This window comes from Flavobacterium sufflavum (genome assembly GCF_004016525.1).
Lineage (GTDB): Bacteria > Bacteroidota > Bacteroidia > Flavobacteriales > Flavobacteriaceae > Flavobacterium > Flavobacterium sufflavum.
The window spans coordinates 504,619-522,056 of sequence record NZ_SACJ01000003.1 but is presented as its reverse complement, the minus strand read 5'-3'; the positions used below and the strand labels follow the sequence as shown (position 1 = coordinate 522,056).

Genomic DNA, 17,438 nt, shown 5'->3' with positions numbered 1-17,438 from the left:
TCTAGCGAAAGCATAAGCAAAAGTTTAGTATTTGTTTGAAATTAAGCACTTTAAATATACTAACTTTTGCTTTTTTGTACAATTATTTTTACGTATTTATTACGTGATTATATCGAACTCACGTTAATTATATCGAACAGTTGATTTTCAAGTTCTATGGTATGAAAAACTTACTATATGTGGTTATATGTATTCGTAAGTAATCTAAAGAACATTGATGGGGAGTTTTATTTTGTTAAGATGGTAACTCCTTTAGAATTTAAAGCAAAAAATAAGTTTATAAGTGAGATTTTTCTAACGTAAATTTCGGTAATTTAGTTAAAAAAGCCTATGAGTTTTTCAGAAATTCATCTTTAAACTATAGGCTTTTAATGTTCTAATGAATATTTTCTTTTAATATTATAATGAATATTTCAAAGTAATACCATATGTTCTTTGGTCTCCCAATACTCCGGCATAGTGTCCGGCATTTCCACCAGCAGGTAATAATTGTTCGTAATAATCTTTATTTAAAAGGTTACGTCCCCATACTGAAACAGATAATCCTTCTGCTGCACGGAATCCAAGACGACCATTAAAGATAGCATACCCCTGAACTATTAAGTATTTAGAAGCTGATGGGCTTGAAGAAAATTCAGAACGAGCGTATGAATCAAGTGCTACGAAGAATTTACCTAAGTTACCAAAGAATTTAGCTTCTGTAGTGTATTCACCACCTAAACTTCCAGCCCATTTAGAAACTCCAGGTAAGCTACTTCCTGAAACATCTTTGTAAGCTACCTGAACTCCATTTTCAGTTTTTCCTGTTTCTTCTAATGGAAGTGGTGCGTTAGTAAATTTAATGTATTTTCCATCACTATAAGTTGCAGCTCCATTTACAGTGAAGTGACTGTTGATAACAAAGCTAGCGTCAAGTTCAGCACCTCTTACACGTACTTTATCAGCATTGGCTAAATAACCACGATTTACACCTAATTCAGCAGCCTGAACGTTAGTTTGGTAGTCTTTAATATCAGTATTAAACAAAGTTAAGTTCAATATAGCATTGTTAAAAGGAGATGTTTTTGCACCCACTTCAAAATGGTTTACTTTTTCAGGTTTGATTACCGCAAGATCAAGAGCTGGTTGTCCATTAACGGTAGGAAGTCCTGCTACGTTAACCCCTACAGGTTTGTAACTTTTCGCATAAGTAGCGTAAGCATTGATTTTGTCAGATGCTTTATAAGATACCGTTAAGTTTCCTGAAAAGTCAGTAGCATCAGTATTTTTTGCAAAGCTTTGATCAGTATATACTAATTTTTTTAGAGCGATAAGTTCCGGATCGTTTGTTTGTAATCCTCCGTATGTTGTACGTGCATAATCAGCATCCTTTTTGTCGAAATTGTATCGTACACCAGGTAATATATGTAAACCTTCTGTAATTTCCCAGTCTAATTGACCAAATACAGCAGCACTAACTGAATGGATATTAGCATTAGTTTTTATTCCGTATCCTTCAAAAAGACCTGGAGTTGCCCATTTTGAGCTAGTGGTACTTTGAGAGAAACGCCATTGTGCACTTCCTGATTCTTCTGTACCTTTTGTTTTAACTTCTTGATCAATGAAGAATATTCCTCCAACCCCAGTCAATTTAGAACTGATTTCACCTGCATAACGCACTTCTTGAGTGAATTGTGTATGTCTATTTGGATTTTGTGATTTAGCCAATACTTGTAAACCTGTAAAGTCTCTGTCATTAGAAGGATCCCAAGTTGAAAAACGCCAAGCAGTTGTTGAGGTAAGTGTTCCTTGTCCAATTTTTGTGTCAACATTAAGCGAAACACCTCCTATGTCTTGTCCAGAACGCCATGGTGTGTCATGGTCAATTTTACGGTCAAAGGCATTGGTGCTTGGTAATTGGTATCCTAAATCAGCAATAATAGCATTAAATTGACGGTAAGCAGCTCTTTGAGTAGGAGCTACACCAGCAAGAACCTGAGCATATCCATCCGGACGTTGTGTTGTGATATCAGCTGAAAACAATACGTTAGTGTTTTCTGATGGAGTATAAAGTAATTGTCCTCTAATCCCTTGATTGTTTAAGGTGTTTGTTGCTTTTCCTGTTGCAACATTGTCTATTAGTCCGTCACGTTGTGTACCAGAGAATGAAAGACGACCTGCAACTTTTTTGCCTAATGCTCCTGTAATCGAGGCTTTGGCTTGTAAAAACGAGTAATTTCCGTAACTTACTTCAAAGTCAGCACTTGGAGTAAAACTTGGTCTTCTGGTCGTAATGTTAAAAGCTCCGGAAGTAGTGTTTTTTCCAAATAATGTTCCTTGTGGTCCACGTAAAACCTCTATTTGGCTTACATCAATAAAATCTAAAGTAGTAATCGCAGGACGAGCATAATATACTCCATCAATATAGAAACCAACACCCGGATCGATACCGTCATTAGTAAGTCCAAAAGGAGAACCAAGGCTACGAATGTTAATCCCTGTGTTTCTTGGATTAGATGAATATAGTTGTACAGATGGAATCAATTCTTTGATTCTGTTAACGTTGAAAGCGCCAGCTTGTTCTGCTTGTTTACCGCTCACTACAGAAATTGGAATAGGCACGTTTTGTGCTTTTTCAATTCTACGTCTGGAAGAAATTACTACTTCTGCCAGTTTGTTGTCTTCGATAAGAATAATGTTTAGTGGAGTTGAAGGAAAGGCAGCAACTTGTACGCGTTCTGTTTTGTGTCCTGAGTATTGTACTAGTAACGTTAATGGAAATTTTCCTTGTGAATCGATATCAAAATCTCCGTTCTTGTCGGTTGTAGTATTTATTTTTGTACCGCTTATAATAACATTAGCTGATTCTAATGAAATGTTATCAGTGTTGTTTACGTGTCCTTTAACGATTTGAGCAAATGTGCTTGAAACGCTTAATAATAAGATTGTTGAGAATATGTTTTTTATAGTTGTTTTCATTGTTTATTTATCATGTATGTTATATGTAATTAGTAGAATTTAAAATAAAATTTTTTTACCAACACATACACATCATAGAATAACTATAATCTTTTATAGATTCTAAATTCGTTTCCTGATTCTGTCCTTTTTTGACGAACTTCGTTTGAACTGTTTTCATTTCTTAATAATTAAATTTGTAATCGTAATTCGATTGCAAATATATAATTAATTCTATAAAATTAGTAGGCTTTAGGAAATATTTTTTTATTTTTTTACTAATGAGGCGATAGTAATACCTTGCATAGCTTTTAACGTTTCGTCTCTAATAGCTGTTAAACCGTGTCGCAGCAAGCATTCATCTTCATCTTTGCAATCCGAACAACGCTCATAAAAATTTAATGAAGCACAAGGTAATAGTGCAATAGCACCATCAAATAAGCGGTGAATATCGGCTAATGTGATATCATTTCCTGATTTTAAAAGGTAATAACCACCAAATTTTCCTTGCTTACTACCCACTAAATGACCACGTTTTAAGTCTAATAGAATTTGTTCCAAAAACTTTTTAGGAATATTAGCTTCTTCGGCAATGTCCGTGGTTTTAGAAATATGATTTGCATCTTGTTGCGCTAAATAGAGTAAGGCTTTAAGTGCGTATTTGGTTTTTTGTGATAGCATATTGTATTGTTATCTTATGTGGTTCAGATAAATTTAGGATAAAGATAAATAATTTTAGAGATGAGTCAAGCAATTTTAATATAGATTTCTAATTTCAGCTGTCATGTGTTAAAATAATAAGGAATTTGAATTTTAATTATTCTAATAAATATAAGGCTTCTCAATTTATTAAGAAAAATAATATGTTAAAATTAGTGTAGGAAATAACTTTGATTAGTTAAAAAAACTTAGATTGCGCATTTATTTTTATAATTAACGTAGTCTTTTATTTATGGTAAAATTATACTCGGTATTTTTTTTATTATTTTTTAGTGTTTCATTATTGGCACAAAACAATGTTAGTGTCAAAGGAAAATTGTTAGATAAAAAGTCTCAAGTTCCCATTGAGGCAGCTACTGTTTATCTTTCATTTGCAAATGATTCATCGGTAATTGATTATACAATTACTGATAAAAATGGTTTTTTTAAGTTGGACACTAAAAAAATCATAAAACCTTTTTTCTTGAAAACTTCTTATTTGGGTTATAAATCTTTGAAAAGAGAAATGAACGAGCTTACCGAAAGTAAAGATTTTGGTGTTTTAGATTTGATAGAGAACGAAAATGTTTTGAGTGAGGTAGTAATTAAAGCAGAGGCGCCACCTATTAGAATTAAAAAAGATACTTTAGAATTTAATGCTTCTTCCTTTAAAGTAAGACCGGATGCTAATGTAGAAACCTTATTAAAACAATTGCCTGGAGTTGTTGTTGATGGCGAAGGGAAAATTACCGTTAATGGAAAAGAAGTAAACAAGATTTTAGTGAACGGAAAACCTTTTTTTGATAAAGACGGAAAAATTGCCTTGCAAAGTTTACCAGCTGATATTATTAATAAAGTTCAGGTGAGTGATACTAAAACCAAACAACAGGAATTGAATAAACAAGCAGCTACTTCTAATAATGCAAGTATTAATTTGACTATAGATAAAGATAAAAACAAAGGACTATTTGGTAAAGTCATGGCCGGAATAGGAACGGATAATAGATATGAAAGCAATGGATTGCTCAATTATTTTAAAAATAAAAGAAAGGTAAGTATTTTAACCTCTTCCAATAATATTAATTCTCCTGGGTTTTCGATGAATGAAATTTTTGACAATATGGCGGGAGGCAGAAGTAGGAGTGGGATTTCCTATGGAGGGAATTCTTTTTCGACAAATGGAGTTCGATTTGGTGGAGGAAATGGAATTACGAGATCAAATATGCTGGGTTTAAATTATACAGATGAAATAATTAAAAAAATGGATGCCAGTGGTAGTTATTTCTTTACCAATTCGAATACTGAAAATAGAAGTTCAAATAAGGCAACTACTTTTTTACCAACAGGGAATCTGTATTCCGAATCCAATGGGAATTCCAATAACGAAACTAATGGGCACAATCTAAATCTTGAATTTGAATATAAAATAGATTCTATGACAACAGTTGTAGTTTCTCCAAAGTTTAATAATACAAAAACTAACAATTGGAGTGAATCTTCTGGTAAATCGTTTAATACCAATGGAGATTTAGTGAATGAAAGTGCAAATACTTATTCGAATGATTCGAATAATAATAAGTTTTCGAATTCTGTTTTTTTGAATAAACGATTCAAAGGGAATAAGCAATTTTTAGCAATCCGTTTTGAAAATGAAAACAATAAAGAAGAGTCTTATGGAGTAATAACTGATACCATTTTATTTAAGACTGCTACTGATGATGATGTAAAAAGAAATCAAAATGTGATTAGTAAAAATAAAACGGATAATTACCATGCCAGTTTTGAGTTTTCTAATAAAATAACCGATTCATTAAATATTAATGTTGGATTTGATTTTAGGGCTGATTCTAATTTGACCCAAAGAAAAAATTATGATTTTAATACTACTACAGGAGAATATAGTAATCTTAATGCAACGCAATCCAATTATTTTACTTCCGATAATATCTTTTTGAGACCTCAATCGGGGATTAAAATTCAGAAGAAGAATTTTAATTTCAATTTAGATGCAGGGCCATCTATTATGAGACAAAATGCATATTCCAGCTATCTGGGGCAGGATACTAATTTGAAAAAAAATTATGTAGTTCCTTTTGTTAATTTTAATTTCAGATACACCTTGTCTAAATCAAAATCAATAGGAATGTACTACGATTACAGAGTCGATTTGCCTTCAGCTAATCAAATTTTACCGGTAAAAGATGTTTCAAGGCCATTAAGTACTTTTATAGGGAATGAAGATTTAAATCCCAATAAATCACATTCGCTAAGTATTAATTTTAATAATTATGATTATGCAAATCGTTCCGGTTTTTATTTGTATTTGTCGGGTAATTATTATGATAATCAATCCGTTTATTCGATGATTTATGATAAAATAAATCTTAAAACTTCTAGTACCTATGAAAATGTTTCGGGAAATTATTCAATTAATGGGGGAGCCAGTTGGGATAAAACCATAAAAAAGGAGAGCAATATTTATAAATTTAGTGTAGGTAGTTATGGTGGTTTCAGATTCAATAAAGGATTTGTTGATGGTGAAATCTTTGAATCTAATACGGTGTCATTGTATCCCAGAGCTAGTTTTACTTATGAAATAGATAAGGTTTTTACGCTTACAACTAATTATAATCCTACCTTCAATGTTTCTAAATATACTAATTATACTATTAGTTCAACTTCTAATGCAGTGCATAAAGTAGAATTGCAGACCACAAATTATTGGGGTAAAAATTGGGTTTTTGCAAATGATTTCTCTTATACCTACAACTCTAATATAGCTGATGGTTATAAAAAAGATTTTTATCTATGGAATACCAGTTTGGCTTATAGTTTCTATAAAAATCAATTGACCGCAAAAATAAAGGTGTATGATATTTTAAATCAAAATCAAAGTGCTGTAAGATATATTTCGCCTAATGGTATTTATGATTATGAAAATACGGTTCTAAAGCGTTATATGATGTTTTCATTAGCTTATAAGATTAGTAAGTTTGGCGGAAAAGAAAAGAAATACAAAGAACAACGATTTTAGATAAATAAAGAAAACCACTTCGTAATTGAAGTGGTTTTGTCGGTTGATTTTGTTTATTTTTTACAATACTTAGCCAATAATTCAATCGAAGGGTCGAAGTGAAGGCTAACCGCTTTTTTTAAATCGGAGCAATAATCTCCCTTGATTTTAAAATTAATAAAATAAATGGCCCGATTGTAATAGGCCTCAGGGTCTTCGGGGCTTAAACCTACTACTTGGTCAAAATCGCTTTTGGCGTTTATATTAACCAGAGCTTTCGAAATGGCTCGATTTTGATAAGCTTCAACGAATTTAGGGTTAATTTCGATTACTTTGTCAAAATCCTGAATGGCTTCTTTGTGCAGGTTTAATTTTTGTTTTATAATACCCCTGTTTTGATAGGCCTGCAGGTATTTGGGATTGATTGAAATGCTTTTGGAATAGTCATCTATTGCACCTTTAGCATCGTTAATCATTGTTTTTGAATAAGCTCTGTTGAAGTAGACTTTTTGTAAATTATTGTTTAAGGCGATACATTTTGTATAGCAATCTATCGCTTGTTTGTACTCTTTTAATTTAATGTTTGTATTGCCTTTGCTGTAATAAAATTTATAGTTATTCGGGTTTAACGATATGGCCTTGTCATAATCGGCAATGGCTTTTGGATAATTTTTGATCTGATAATAATAATAGCCTCTTAGGTAGTAGTTATCGCCATTTGGTTCCTTAAGGATTGCGGCATTTATGTTTTCAATTTCTTGCGGAATTTCTTTTAAGTCAATATCATTGAAGTCTTGTGAATATGCCGAAAAGTAAGAACAAAAGAGAAATAGGAAAATATAGGTTTTCATAAATGGATAATTTTGAATTTATTTTTTGGTTTCAAATTTAGCTTAAAATCATTCTTTTTAGCGTATTTATCTTTCATATTTTGAGAAATAATATATGAAATTCCTTATTTTTTAAAAATTATTGGGGGTTGATTTATTTCGTCAGTTTAATATTGTTTGTTTGTGTAAAATGTGGTCAATAGTAAAAAAAAATCCGCGCTAATCTGTGTTATCCGTGAGCCAATTTCAAAGATTCCCAAAAAAAAAGAGAGTTCGACAAGAACTCTCTTTTATAATCTATAGTTTTTACCAGCTTCCGCTTGAGCCACCGCCGGAGAAACCTCCGCCGCCGAAGCCACCACCGAAGCCGCCTCCTCCAAATCCACCGCCAGAAGAACCGCCACCAAAGCTGCCTCCTCCAAAACCGCCACTGTTGCGACCCAAATTACTCAGGATAATGACATCTAATAAACTTGGTCCACCGCCGCCACGATTTCCGGAGTTTCCTCCACCGCCTTTGTTTCTGGATACTAAAATTAAAATAAAAACAATGATGATAATAAAAGGAAAGACTGGAAAATCCTGTTGCTGTTTGCTTTGTTTTCGGGTTCCTTTGTATTTGCCTTTAAAGACGTCAAATAAAGCATCAGTACCTTTGTTGATTCCGTTGTAATAACTACCGGCTTTAAATTCAGGAATGATAATGTTTCTGATAATTTCACCGCCAATTCCAGCTGTTAATCTATCTTCTAAACCATAACCTGGATTAATAGCAATTTTTCGATCGTTTTTAGATACCAGTATGATTACCCCGTTGTCGTCTTTGGCTGTTCCGCCAACTCCCCAGGTTTGTCCCCATTTGGTTGCCAGCAAACTTACGTCTTCGCCTTTTAAACTTTCTATTGTGATAACTACAATTTGTGTTGTAGTGGTGTCAGCATAATGAATGAGTTTTTCTTCTAATTGCGTTTTTTCATTGGCACTAAAAAGATTGGCATAATCATAAACCGAAGTTTGTAAACTGGGTTTTTCAGGAATTGTAAATTGTGAAAAGATGCAATTGCTGGAAAAAAGGACAATCAGTAAGAATGCAAATTGAAAAATTCCTTTGGAATTTGAGTTTTTCTGTGTTGGAATTTTCATTATTTATCCTTTTGATATTTCGTTAGATAATTCGTTGCTGTCGCCTTCCTGCCAAGGAAAATATTTTTTGAGTTGTTCGCCCGCTCTTAAAATTCCGTCAACAAGTCCTTGCTTGAAATTGTTTTGTTTGAATTGAGCAACCATGGCATCTCGAGTACAGTTCCAAAAATCGGTTCCAACAACATCGTTGATTCCTTTGTCTCCGCAAATAACAAAGGTTTTGTCTTTGACAGCTAAATAGATTAAAACACCATTTTGCAATTGGGTTTCGTCCATTTTTAATTCATGGAAAATTTCCATGGCACGATCATAGGCGTCCAGAGAAGTAGTTTTTTCTATATGAACTCTAATCTCGCCAGAAGTGTTTTTTTCGGCTATTCGGATAGCTTCAACAATTTCTTGTTCCTCCTCTTTGGTTAAAAAATCTTCTACTTTTGACATTTGTTTTGTTTTTTAAATACCTATTAAAAAGCCCCTCCTTGGAGGGGTTGGGGAGGATTAGAATTTTACTTCAGGAGCTTTATCTGATCCTGCTACCGCTTCAAAATAAGGTTTTTCTTTAAGTCCATACATTCCCGCTAAAATATTTCTTGGAAAAGTGTTGATATTGTTGTTATATGGTTTTACAGCTTCGTTAAAACGGGTTCTGGCTGTCAAAATTTGATTTTCAGTACTGGCTAACTCATCCTGTAATTTCATAAAACTTGCATCAGCTTTTAGATTTGGATATTGTTCAACGCTTACTAGCAATTTAGATAAAGATGAAGATACTCCAGATTGAGCCGAATTAAATGCAGCCAATTGTTCTGGAGTTACTTTGGTTGGGTCAATAGTAACAGCAGTTGCTTTAGCTCTTGCTTCGATTACTGCTGTTAATGTGCTTTTTTCATGTTCTGCATACCCTTTTACAGTACTAACAATATTTGGTATAAGATCATTTCTTCTTTGGTAGGCTGTATTAACATTTCCCCAACTTTCTTTTACGTTTTGTTCAAGTGTCACAGCGTTATTGTAAATTCCTGATGCCCAGCTGTAACCGCCAATTAGGATAACCGCTAAAATAATCCAAGGTAAAAATCTTTTAAAATCCATGTTTCTATTTAATTTAAAGTTTATTATTTATTGTTTTAATTTATTTCAAAATTGATATTGCTATTGAATTTTGCAATTGATATTATTTAAAGTTCGTTTTTAATATTTGTCAATTGCACTTTGATGGCTTCCAGTTTGCTGATGATTTCAAATTTGTCTAAGGTTTTCTTTTGTCCTTCTTTCAAATGGGTTTTGGCACCTTCAAGCGTAAATCCTCTTTCTTTTACCAAATGATAAATGAGTTGGAGGTTTTTAATGTCTTCAGGAGTAAACATTCTGTTTCCTTTGGCATTCTTTTTAGGTTTGAGAATATCAAATTCACTGTCCCAAAAACGAATCAGAGAAGCATTGACATCAAAGGCTTTCGCTACTTCGCCTATGCTGTAATATCTTTTGCCTGGTTGTAATTCTATGTGCATTTTTATTTCTTTTTAATTATGCTGCTTTTTTTAGTCTAAATTCTGTAATTTCTCATCTAAGATATAAAAATCATTAATCCAATGATTGATTTTCCTGGTTTGCCAATTTTGAAATGGCAACGTATTCCACCGCCGAAATATCGCCATAATAAAAATTAAGCGGATTGACGACTTTACCGTCTTTGTGAACTTCATAATGTAAATGTGGTGCTTCTGATCGTCCTGTACTTCCTACGTACCCAATGACGTCCCCGCGTTTCACTCTTTGGCCAGCCCTGCAATTGTATTTGCTCAAATGACCATATAAAGTTTCGTATCCATAACCATGTCTTATTACAATATGATTTCCGTATCCCGAAGCCGTATTGTCAGCCTTTGCAATTACGCCGTCTCCGGTCGCAAAAATAGGCGTTCCTTTTTTAGCAGTAAAATCCATTCCTTTGTGCATTTTTCTTGCTTTGGTAAATGGATCTGTCCGATAACCAAAACCTGATGCCATGTGTTTTAAGTTTTCGTTTCTAACAGGTTGGATGGCAGGAATGGCAGCCAGAAATTTGTTTTTCTCCTTAGCCAGTTTTACAATATAATCTAAGGATTTCGACTGAATAGCCAGTTCTTTTGTTAATACATCCACTCTTTTGGTAGTTTGTAAAACCAGTTTGCTATTGTCATAACCTTCTAATGCTTTGTAGCGATTGATGTCTGTAAAACCTGCTTTTCTTTCTTCTTCGGGAATAGGAGCGGTGTTAAAATAGGTGCGGTACAAGTTGTTGTCGCGTTCTTCAATGGTTTCAATTACATTGTCCACTTGATCCATTTTTTTATTTAAAACGGCATAATTCAGTTTTAAATTTTCCATTTCCCGAATCAAGAGACGGTCTTTGGGAGTATCAAAATAAGGGGTGTTTAATAAAACCACAAAACAGATAAAACCAAATAAAGCAGAAGCCAGTATAAACAAGGCAGCAAAACCAAATTTCTTTCTTTTTTTGACTTTGATTTTGCGATATGCCAGATTTTCAGAATCGTAATAATATTTTACTTTCGCCATATTTTAAAATACCCTATTTTTGCACCTGCTAAAAAAGCGCATTGCAACAAATTTAATAAATGTTTTAGTTGTTCAGCCCTTTTTTTAGTATTAAATATAATATAAAATTGATTAGAAGATTTAAAAATTCAATGATTTAAAAAATGTTGAATTTAGAAGTTTTACAAAAAAATAAAAACTTTGTTTCTTAGCGCCTTAGTGGCAAAAAAATATAAAAATGAAATCACAAGACATTCGCAAAGCGTATTTACAATTCTTTGAAAGTAAAGGACATTTAATTGTTCCTTCGGCACCTATAGTTCTAAAAGACGACCCAACCCTGATGTTCAACAACTCAGGAATGGCGCAGTTTAAAGAGTATTTCTTAGGAAACGCCACGCCTAAAAGCAATCGTATTACCGATACGCAAAAATGCCTTCGTGTTTCAGGAAAACACAACGACTTGGAAGATGTAGGTTTTGATACTTACCACCACACCATGTTTGAAATGCTTGGAAACTGGTCTTTTGGAGATTATTTCAAAAAAGAGGCTATTCCGTGGGCTTGGGAATTTTTGACCGAAGTGTTGAAATTGGACAAAGACCGTTTGTATGTTTCTGTTTTTGAAGGAAACGAAGCAGAGAATGTGCCTTTTGATCAGGATGCTTTCGATATTTGGAAGCAATTCGTATCCGAAGATCGTATTATCCTTGGAAACAAAAAAGACAATTTCTGGGAAATGGGTGACCAGGGACCTTGTGGACCATGTTCAGAAATTCATATCGATTTGCGCACCGATGCTGAAAGAGCTGAAGTTTCAGGTTTTAGTTTAGTAAATGCCGATCATCCGCAGGTAGTAGAGATTTGGAACAATGTATTTATGGAATTCAACCGTAAAGCCGATGGTTCATTGGAGAAATTACCCGCACAACACGTAGATACCGGAATGGGGTTTGAGCGTTTGTGTATGGCGATGCAAAATGTAACTTCAAACTATGATACCGATGTGTTTACACCGCTTATTGAAAAAGTGGAGCAAATTACAGGATTGAAATACACTTCAAACGAAGTGAAAAACATATCTGAAGAACAGAATAAAATCAATATTGCGATTCGTGTAGTTGTGGATCACGTTCGTGCCGTAGCCTTTGCTATTGCCGACGGACAGTTGCCATCTAACACAGGAGCAGGTTATGTAATTCGTCGTATTTTGCGTCGTGCTATCCGTTACGGTTTTACTTTCTTAGGAACAAAAGAACCTTTTATCAATCAATTGGTGGCTGTTTTAGCAGATCAAATGGGCGAATTTTTTCCTGAAGTCAAAAAGCAACAGACTTTGGTTACCAATGTAATCCGTGAGGAAGAAGCTTCTTTCTTAAGAACTTTAGACCAAGGATTACAATTGTTAGATAACGTAATTGCTACTACCGAAGGAAAAGAAGTGGCAGGAACAAAAGCATTCGAATTGTATGATACTTTTGGTTTTCCAATTGATTTAACCGCTTTGATTCTTAGAGAAAGAGGATTCAGTCTGGACGAAGCAGGTTTTGACAAAGCGATGCAGGAACAAAAATCACGTTCTCGTGCGGCTTCTGAAGTTTCTACGGATGACTGGAAAATCCTGGTTGATGGAAATACAGAATCTTTTGTAGGTTATGACCAGACAGAAAACGAAGTGAAAATCACGCGTATCCGTAAAGTTGATTCTAAAAAAGATGGTATTTTGTACCAAATTGTTTTAGATGCTACGCCATTTTATCCGGAAGGAGGAGGACAGGTAGGAGACAAAGGGACTTTGATTTCGGCTAATGAAACCATTGAGATTATAGATACTAAGAAAGAGAATAATCTAATCCTGCATTTTGCTAAAAAATTGCCGGAAAATGTAAACGCTTCTTTTGTTGCTAAAGTAAATACTGATTTAAGAGCAGCGACTTCTAAAAATCACTCGGCGACACACTTAATGCACCAAGCGTTGAGAAGTATTTTAGGAACGCATGTGGAACAAAAAGGATCTTTGGTAAATCCAAAAAATTTACGTTTTGATTTTTCGCATTTTTCTAAAGTAACTGATGAAGAATTGCAGCAAGTAGAGGATTTTGTAAATGCCAGAATCCAGGAGCAATTGCCATTAATCGAAAGAAGAAGCATCCCTATCCAGCAAGCTTTGGACGAAGGAGCGATGGCTTTATTCGGTGAGAAATATGGGGATAATGTGCGTGCAATTAAATTTGGCGACAGTATGGAATTGTGTGGAGGAATTCATGTGAACAATTCGGCTGATATTTGGTCTTTCAAAATCGTTTCGGAAGGTGCGGTTGCAGCAGGTATTCGTCGTATTGAAGCGATTACCGGGGATGGGGTAAGACAGTTTTTTGCTTCGCAGGAAGAATTGCTGAGCGAAATTAAAACGACATTGAAGAATCCACAGGATACGGTTAAAGCTGTGATTTCTTTACAAGACGAAAATGCTAAGTTGAAAAAACAAGTAGAAGCTTTGTTGAAAGAGAAAGCGAAAAATATGAAATCCGAATTGGCTAGTGAACTTCAGGAAGTAAACGGAGTTCAATTCTTAGCCAAGCAAGTCGATTTGAATCCGGAAGGAGCAAAAGACCTGGCTTATGAATTAGGGAATTTAGGCGATAATCTGTTTTTAGTATTGGCTACAGCCGAAGAAGGAAAACCAATGTTAAGCTGCTATATTTCTAAAGAATTAGTGGCTGAGAAAAGCTTAAATGCTGGTCAGGTAGTTCGTGAGTTAGGGAAGTTTATCCAAGGTGGAGGTGGAGGACAGTCGTTCTTTGCTACTGCAGGAGGTAAGAATGTTGCCGGAATTCCGGAAGCTTTATCCAAAGCAATTGACTTTGTGAAGTAAATTTTAGCTTTTAAAATAAGAAACCCTTTTAATTTGTGCCTCAACAAACTAAAAGGGTTTCTCTCTTTAAATAAACATGAAAAAGTTATTTTTAAGAATGGCTTATCTCAATTCCGTTTTCTTCGAGAATATCTAAGAGATAGTTGTTTTGTATGGGATCGTATTTTTCAATTCCGCTTTGATACCATTTCACCAAAACGCTTATTTGAAAGTGGGTATAACCTTCGGTGTCAATGTTAATGCCCAGTAAGCCGGCCATTAGGAATTCTTCCAGAATCTTTTCGGTTATAATTCTTTTCGGAATTCCGTTAAGAATGTTACCATTTATACTTTCGTAATCAAGTCTACCTGCATTAAATCCGTCATTAAAAGCCGTATTATTAGATGTGTTGTTTTTTACTTTTGAATACGGATTTTGACCATTAGAATATCCTTTTAGATAATCTTGTCTGTAAATTGGGTTGAATATGTTTTTCATAATAATTGTAATGGTATCCTTATCAAAAGTAGATGCAAAAAATTAGTTTACCATTTAAAATCGTTGAAAGGGAAAAATACTCTTTAAACCGCTAGCTGTTGGTTTTTTATCGGTAAAAAGTATAAGTTTAAAGATTACACTAATTAGAGATTTATCAAGAATAGCAGTGTTTAATTATTGTTTTTTAAAGTATTTGTAATAAAAATTTCATTATCCTTTAATTGTATGTTGGATTTGTAGTATGAGGTTAAGTTGTTGTATTGTAGTGTTTTATGGGAATAATTGAATGAAATCGTAATTTTGTTATTATGTTGGTATCTAGTATGTTGTTTAATTTTTAATATCGGAAATTATGAGAAAGAGTTTACTGTTAGTAGTTGAAGGAATTTTATTTTTTTGCTATGTCCATTAAATCTTGAGGCTCAGATGATGAATAATGAAGGTCAGGTTGCGCGTGATTTGGCTAATTCTAAATTGATTCATGCATCAGAAGTTACACTTAAATCAGGGAAAAAAACTAATATGCACACATATCCTGCGCATTTTTATTACGCACTGACCGATGTGAATATAAAAGTACACTATCAAGACGGAAAAGAGGAGGTGTATAAAATGAAAGCAGCTGAATCTGGAGTGAGTGAACCCGAACGCCCACATACAAACCAAAACATAGGTAACAAAACAGCCGAATTTTTGATTGTTGAATTAAAAGAACATCCTTATAAAGCACCAAAAGCAAAATAACACTAAGAGATAAAATGTGATTAAAATAAAAATGAGTCTTTTATAGATTCATTTTTATTTGATAAAAGAGCCATTTAAACGAGTTTTTAGGTAGTTAGACCCGTATAATTGGTTGAGCTCTATTTAATATATAGTTTTGAGAACCCAAATATTAAGTTCAATATAACCTATAATATCATGAAAAAATTAATTAGAATATTTTTTTTCATTTTAATAGTTTCTCTTTTTTTAACGTCTTGTTCAAATGATAAAGACGAGAAGGGCAAGAATTTTATTAAAATAGTTGAATCTACTGAGAATGGTATTTCTGAAAATACAGTTTTTACTTATCATGAAAATCAAATAATAAGCTCTGATAACTCTAAGGAGAAAATTGATTATACTTATGATAATGAACTAATCACAAAAATAGTCAAGTACAATAAACAAACTCAGCTTAGCACTACATTAGAATATACTTATCTTGATGAAAAATTAGTGAAAGCAAAGTCGGTAAATAACTATGTGATTTATTATACTTATAATGTTGATGCTACTGTTTCTTATGAGAAATACAAGATAGATTCCCAAAATCAGGAACGAAAAGTAAGTCATGGAACTTTGTTTTTTAGAAGTAAAAATTTAATTAAAGACGAGCGTTTTTTTGATAATGTCAGCGAAGGCGTAATATCCGGTTCTAAAACAACTTTTGAATACGATACTTACAATAATCCTTATCTTAGTATTTCAGGTTTTGATAAATTATTAGATCGTGCTGCGTTAGTTTCTAAAAACAATGCCCTTATAACCATTGTGGAAACCACAGTTGTAAATGGCGACGAAACGATTACCTCTGCTAATATATACAGAAACACTTTTAAATACGATGCTGATGATTATCCTACTGAACAGGTTTCGGAAGCTAGTATAGGAAATCCAAATTATTCCAAAATCCAATATTTGTATTAATATTATTGGGTTTGCAGGAACTTGTAAACCATATAAGTCATATAAGTTTTGTTGTTTGGTGTATCGATACTTATATGGTCTTAATATATTATAAAACTGCAACTCAAAGTTTATGTAAGTGAGACATAAGATAAGCTAAAACTTATATGGCTTATATGGTTTAAAAAAAAGCTACATTATTTGTGTTTAATTGTTTGCAAAAAAGTTTATATAAGATGCGTTATAATAAATATTATAATACTTATTTTTGAAAAAAAACCAGCATGCAATTTCGTACGCCAATACCCATTCTGGAAAGTATTTTTCCTATTGATTATAATTCTAAAATTATGTCTGTGGGTTCCTGTTTTGCAGTAAACATGGCAGAAAAATGGGATAATTTTAAATTTCAAAATAGCTGCAATCCATTTGGTATTATTTTCAATCCTGTTTCAATTGAAAAATTAGTTGAAAGAATTGTAAATAAAAGAATGTTTACGGAAAGTGATATTTTCTTTCACAACGATTTATGGCATTGTTTTGAGATACATTCGGAACTTTCAAATCCTGATAAAGAAGCTTTTCTACATTCCTTAAATCAGTTAATCCATTCAACAAATCAGCAAATCACTGAGGCAACACATTTTCTATTTACCTATGGAACTGCCTGGGTGTATCGAAATATTGAAAGTAAGCAAATTGTAGCCAATTGCCATAAAGTGCCTCAAAAACAATTTACCAAAGAATTAGTTTCTATTGAAAGAATTCAAACCGCAATTCAAAATACGATTCGTCTAATACAATCTATAAATCCAGCAGCAAAATTTATTTTCACCGTTTCACCAGTGCGACATATCAAAGATGGTTTTGTAGAAAACACCTTGAGTAAGTCGCATTTAATCTCGGCAATTCATTCAACTCATCCCGATAGCTATCGGGACTCACAACTTATAACTTATAACTACTTTCCGAGTTACGAAATCATGATGGACGAACTACGTGATTATCGATTTTATGCCGAAGATATGTTACATCCTAGTCAGGTAGCAATAGACTATATCTGGCAACGATTTAAAGAAACTTCAATTTCAAAAACAGCTTTTGCAATAATGGATGAAGTCGAAGGAATTCAGAAAGGTTTGTCTCATCGTCCTTTTAACCAGCAGTCGGAAAGTCATCAAAAGTTTATCGCTAAACTTCAAATAAGAATTACGAAATTGCATTCGGAATATCCATTTATGAAATTTTAAT

General features: G+C 33.3%; 14 protein-coding genes. 5 read left to right on the top strand and 9 right to left on the bottom strand.

Going from position 1 to position 17,438, the window contains the following annotated elements:
• Nucleotides 1-399 precede the first annotated feature (399 nt).
• Both EOD40_RS08000 and EOD40_RS07995 read right to left on the bottom strand, forming a co-directional pair.
• Complete coding sequence (locus EOD40_RS08000; protein ID WP_128194359.1) at nt 400-2,958, bottom strand: TonB-dependent receptor; 2,559 nt, start codon at nt 2,956-2,958, stop codon at nt 400-402.
• Between the two features lie 246 nt (nt 2,959-3,204).
• On the bottom strand, nt 3,205-3,618 hold the full coding sequence (locus tag EOD40_RS07995) for an RrF2 family transcriptional regulator (RefSeq protein ID WP_128194358.1): 414 nt from the start codon (nt 3,616-3,618) through the stop codon (nt 3,205-3,207).
• 271 nt (nt 3,619-3,889) lie between these two features.
• On the opposite strand from EOD40_RS07995, the gene EOD40_RS07990 reads away from it, so the two are divergent.
• Nucleotides 3,890-6,670, top strand: coding sequence for an outer membrane beta-barrel protein (locus EOD40_RS07990; protein ID WP_128194357.1), 2,781 nt, complete (start codon nt 3,890-3,892; stop codon nt 6,668-6,670).
• A gap of 53 nt (nt 6,671-6,723) precedes the next feature.
• Here the strand turns inward: EOD40_RS07990 and EOD40_RS07985 are convergent, their stop codons facing one another.
• The 6 genes from EOD40_RS07985 to EOD40_RS07960 all read right to left on the bottom strand — a co-directional run bounded on the left by EOD40_RS07985 (nt 6,724) and on the right by EOD40_RS07960 (nt 11,184).
• Entirely contained in the window at nt 6,724-7,500 is a 777-nt protein-coding gene (locus tag EOD40_RS07985; RefSeq protein ID WP_128194356.1) for a tetratricopeptide repeat protein, read from the bottom strand.
• 285 nt (nt 7,501-7,785) lie between these two features.
• Nucleotides 7,786-8,622 carry a TPM domain-containing protein gene (locus EOD40_RS07980; RefSeq protein ID WP_128194355.1) on the bottom strand — a complete coding sequence of 279 codons (837 nt, stop codon included), beginning with the start codon at nt 8,620-8,622 and terminating at the stop codon, nt 7,786-7,788.
• A 3-nt stretch (nt 8,623-8,625) separates the two neighbouring features.
• Entirely contained in the window at nt 8,626-9,063 is a 438-nt protein-coding gene (locus tag EOD40_RS07975; RefSeq protein WP_128194354.1) for a TPM domain-containing protein, read from the bottom strand.
• Between the two features lie 57 nt (nt 9,064-9,120).
• Nucleotides 9,121-9,714, bottom strand: coding sequence for a LemA family protein (locus EOD40_RS07970; protein ID WP_128194353.1), 594 nt, complete (start codon nt 9,712-9,714; stop codon nt 9,121-9,123).
• Between the two features lie 86 nt (nt 9,715-9,800).
• Entirely contained in the window at nt 9,801-10,133 is a 333-nt protein-coding gene (locus EOD40_RS07965; protein WP_026713247.1) for a MerR family transcriptional regulator, read from the bottom strand.
• 73 nt (nt 10,134-10,206) lie between these two features.
• Nucleotides 10,207-11,184 (bottom strand): M23 family metallopeptidase, encoded by a 978-nt coding sequence (locus EOD40_RS07960; RefSeq protein ID WP_128194352.1) that lies wholly within the window; start codon nt 11,182-11,184, stop codon nt 10,207-10,209.
• Between the two features lie 217 nt (nt 11,185-11,401).
• Between EOD40_RS07960 and alaS the strand changes: the two genes are divergently transcribed.
• Nucleotides 11,402-14,038, top strand: coding sequence for an alanine--tRNA ligase (gene alaS / locus EOD40_RS07955; protein WP_128194351.1), 2,637 nt, complete (start codon nt 11,402-11,404; stop codon nt 14,036-14,038).
• 91 nt (nt 14,039-14,129) lie between these two features.
• Here the strand turns inward: alaS and EOD40_RS07950 are convergent, their stop codons facing one another.
• On the bottom strand, nt 14,130-14,516 hold the full coding sequence (locus EOD40_RS07950; RefSeq protein WP_128194350.1) for a hypothetical protein: 387 nt from the start codon (nt 14,514-14,516) through the stop codon (nt 14,130-14,132).
• A 426-nt stretch (nt 14,517-14,942) separates the two neighbouring features.
• Here EOD40_RS07950 and EOD40_RS07945 point away from each other — a divergent pair, with 426 nt between their 5' ends.
• The 3 genes from EOD40_RS07945 to EOD40_RS07935 all read left to right on the top strand — a co-directional run bounded on the left by EOD40_RS07945 (nt 14,943) and on the right by EOD40_RS07935 (nt 17,437).
• The gene (locus EOD40_RS07945; protein WP_128194349.1) at nt 14,943-15,260 is read left to right on the top strand and encodes a cupin domain-containing protein; all 318 of its coding nucleotides are present in this window, start codon (nt 14,943-14,945) and stop codon (nt 15,258-15,260) included.
• A 177-nt stretch (nt 15,261-15,437) separates the two neighbouring features.
• Nucleotides 15,438-16,208, top strand: coding sequence for a hypothetical protein (locus EOD40_RS07940; protein WP_128194348.1), 771 nt, complete (start codon nt 15,438-15,440; stop codon nt 16,206-16,208).
• Between the two features lie 263 nt (nt 16,209-16,471).
• Entirely contained in the window at nt 16,472-17,437 is a 966-nt protein-coding gene (locus EOD40_RS07935) for a GSCFA domain-containing protein (protein ID WP_128194347.1), read from the top strand.
• Nucleotide 17,438 lies beyond the last annotated feature (1 nt).

What these genes read in the sequence shown, in the direction of transcription:
- EOD40_RS07975 (WP_128194354.1), bottom strand. Translation starts at nt 9,063, where the DNA reads ATGTCAAAAGTAGAAGATTTTTTAACCAAAGAGGAGGAACAAGAAATT.
- EOD40_RS07940 (WP_128194348.1), top strand. Translation starts at nt 15,438, where the DNA reads ATGAAAAAATTAATTAGAATATTTTTTTTCATTTTAATAGTTTCTCTT.
- EOD40_RS07960 (WP_128194352.1), bottom strand. Translation starts at nt 11,184, where the DNA reads ATGGCGAAAGTAAAATATTATTACGATTCTGAAAATCTGGCATATCGC.
- EOD40_RS07995 (WP_128194358.1), bottom strand. Translation starts at nt 3,618, where the DNA reads ATGCTATCACAAAAAACCAAATACGCACTTAAAGCCTTACTCTATTTA.
- EOD40_RS07970 (WP_128194353.1), bottom strand. Translation starts at nt 9,714, where the DNA reads ATGGATTTTAAAAGATTTTTACCTTGGATTATTTTAGCGGTTATCCTA.
- EOD40_RS07965 (WP_026713247.1), bottom strand. Translation starts at nt 10,133, where the DNA reads ATGCACATAGAATTACAACCAGGCAAAAGATATTACAGCATAGGCGAA.
- EOD40_RS08000 (WP_128194359.1), bottom strand. Translation starts at nt 2,958, where the DNA reads ATGAAAACAACTATAAAAAACATATTCTCAACAATCTTATTATTAAGC.
- EOD40_RS07950 (WP_128194350.1), bottom strand. Translation starts at nt 14,516, where the DNA reads ATGAAAAACATATTCAACCCAATTTACAGACAAGATTATCTAAAAGGA.
- EOD40_RS07985 (WP_128194356.1), bottom strand. Translation starts at nt 7,500, where the DNA reads ATGAAAACCTATATTTTCCTATTTCTCTTTTGTTCTTACTTTTCGGCA.
- EOD40_RS07980 (WP_128194355.1), bottom strand. Translation starts at nt 8,622, where the DNA reads ATGAAAATTCCAACACAGAAAAACTCAAATTCCAAAGGAATTTTTCAA.
- alaS (WP_128194351.1), top strand. Translation starts at nt 11,402, where the DNA reads ATGAAATCACAAGACATTCGCAAAGCGTATTTACAATTCTTTGAAAGT.
- EOD40_RS07990 (WP_128194357.1), top strand. Translation starts at nt 3,890, where the DNA reads ATGGTAAAATTATACTCGGTATTTTTTTTATTATTTTTTAGTGTTTCA.
- EOD40_RS07945 (WP_128194349.1), top strand. Translation starts at nt 14,943, where the DNA reads ATGATGAATAATGAAGGTCAGGTTGCGCGTGATTTGGCTAATTCTAAA.
- EOD40_RS07935 (WP_128194347.1), top strand. Translation starts at nt 16,472, where the DNA reads ATGCAATTTCGTACGCCAATACCCATTCTGGAAAGTATTTTTCCTATT.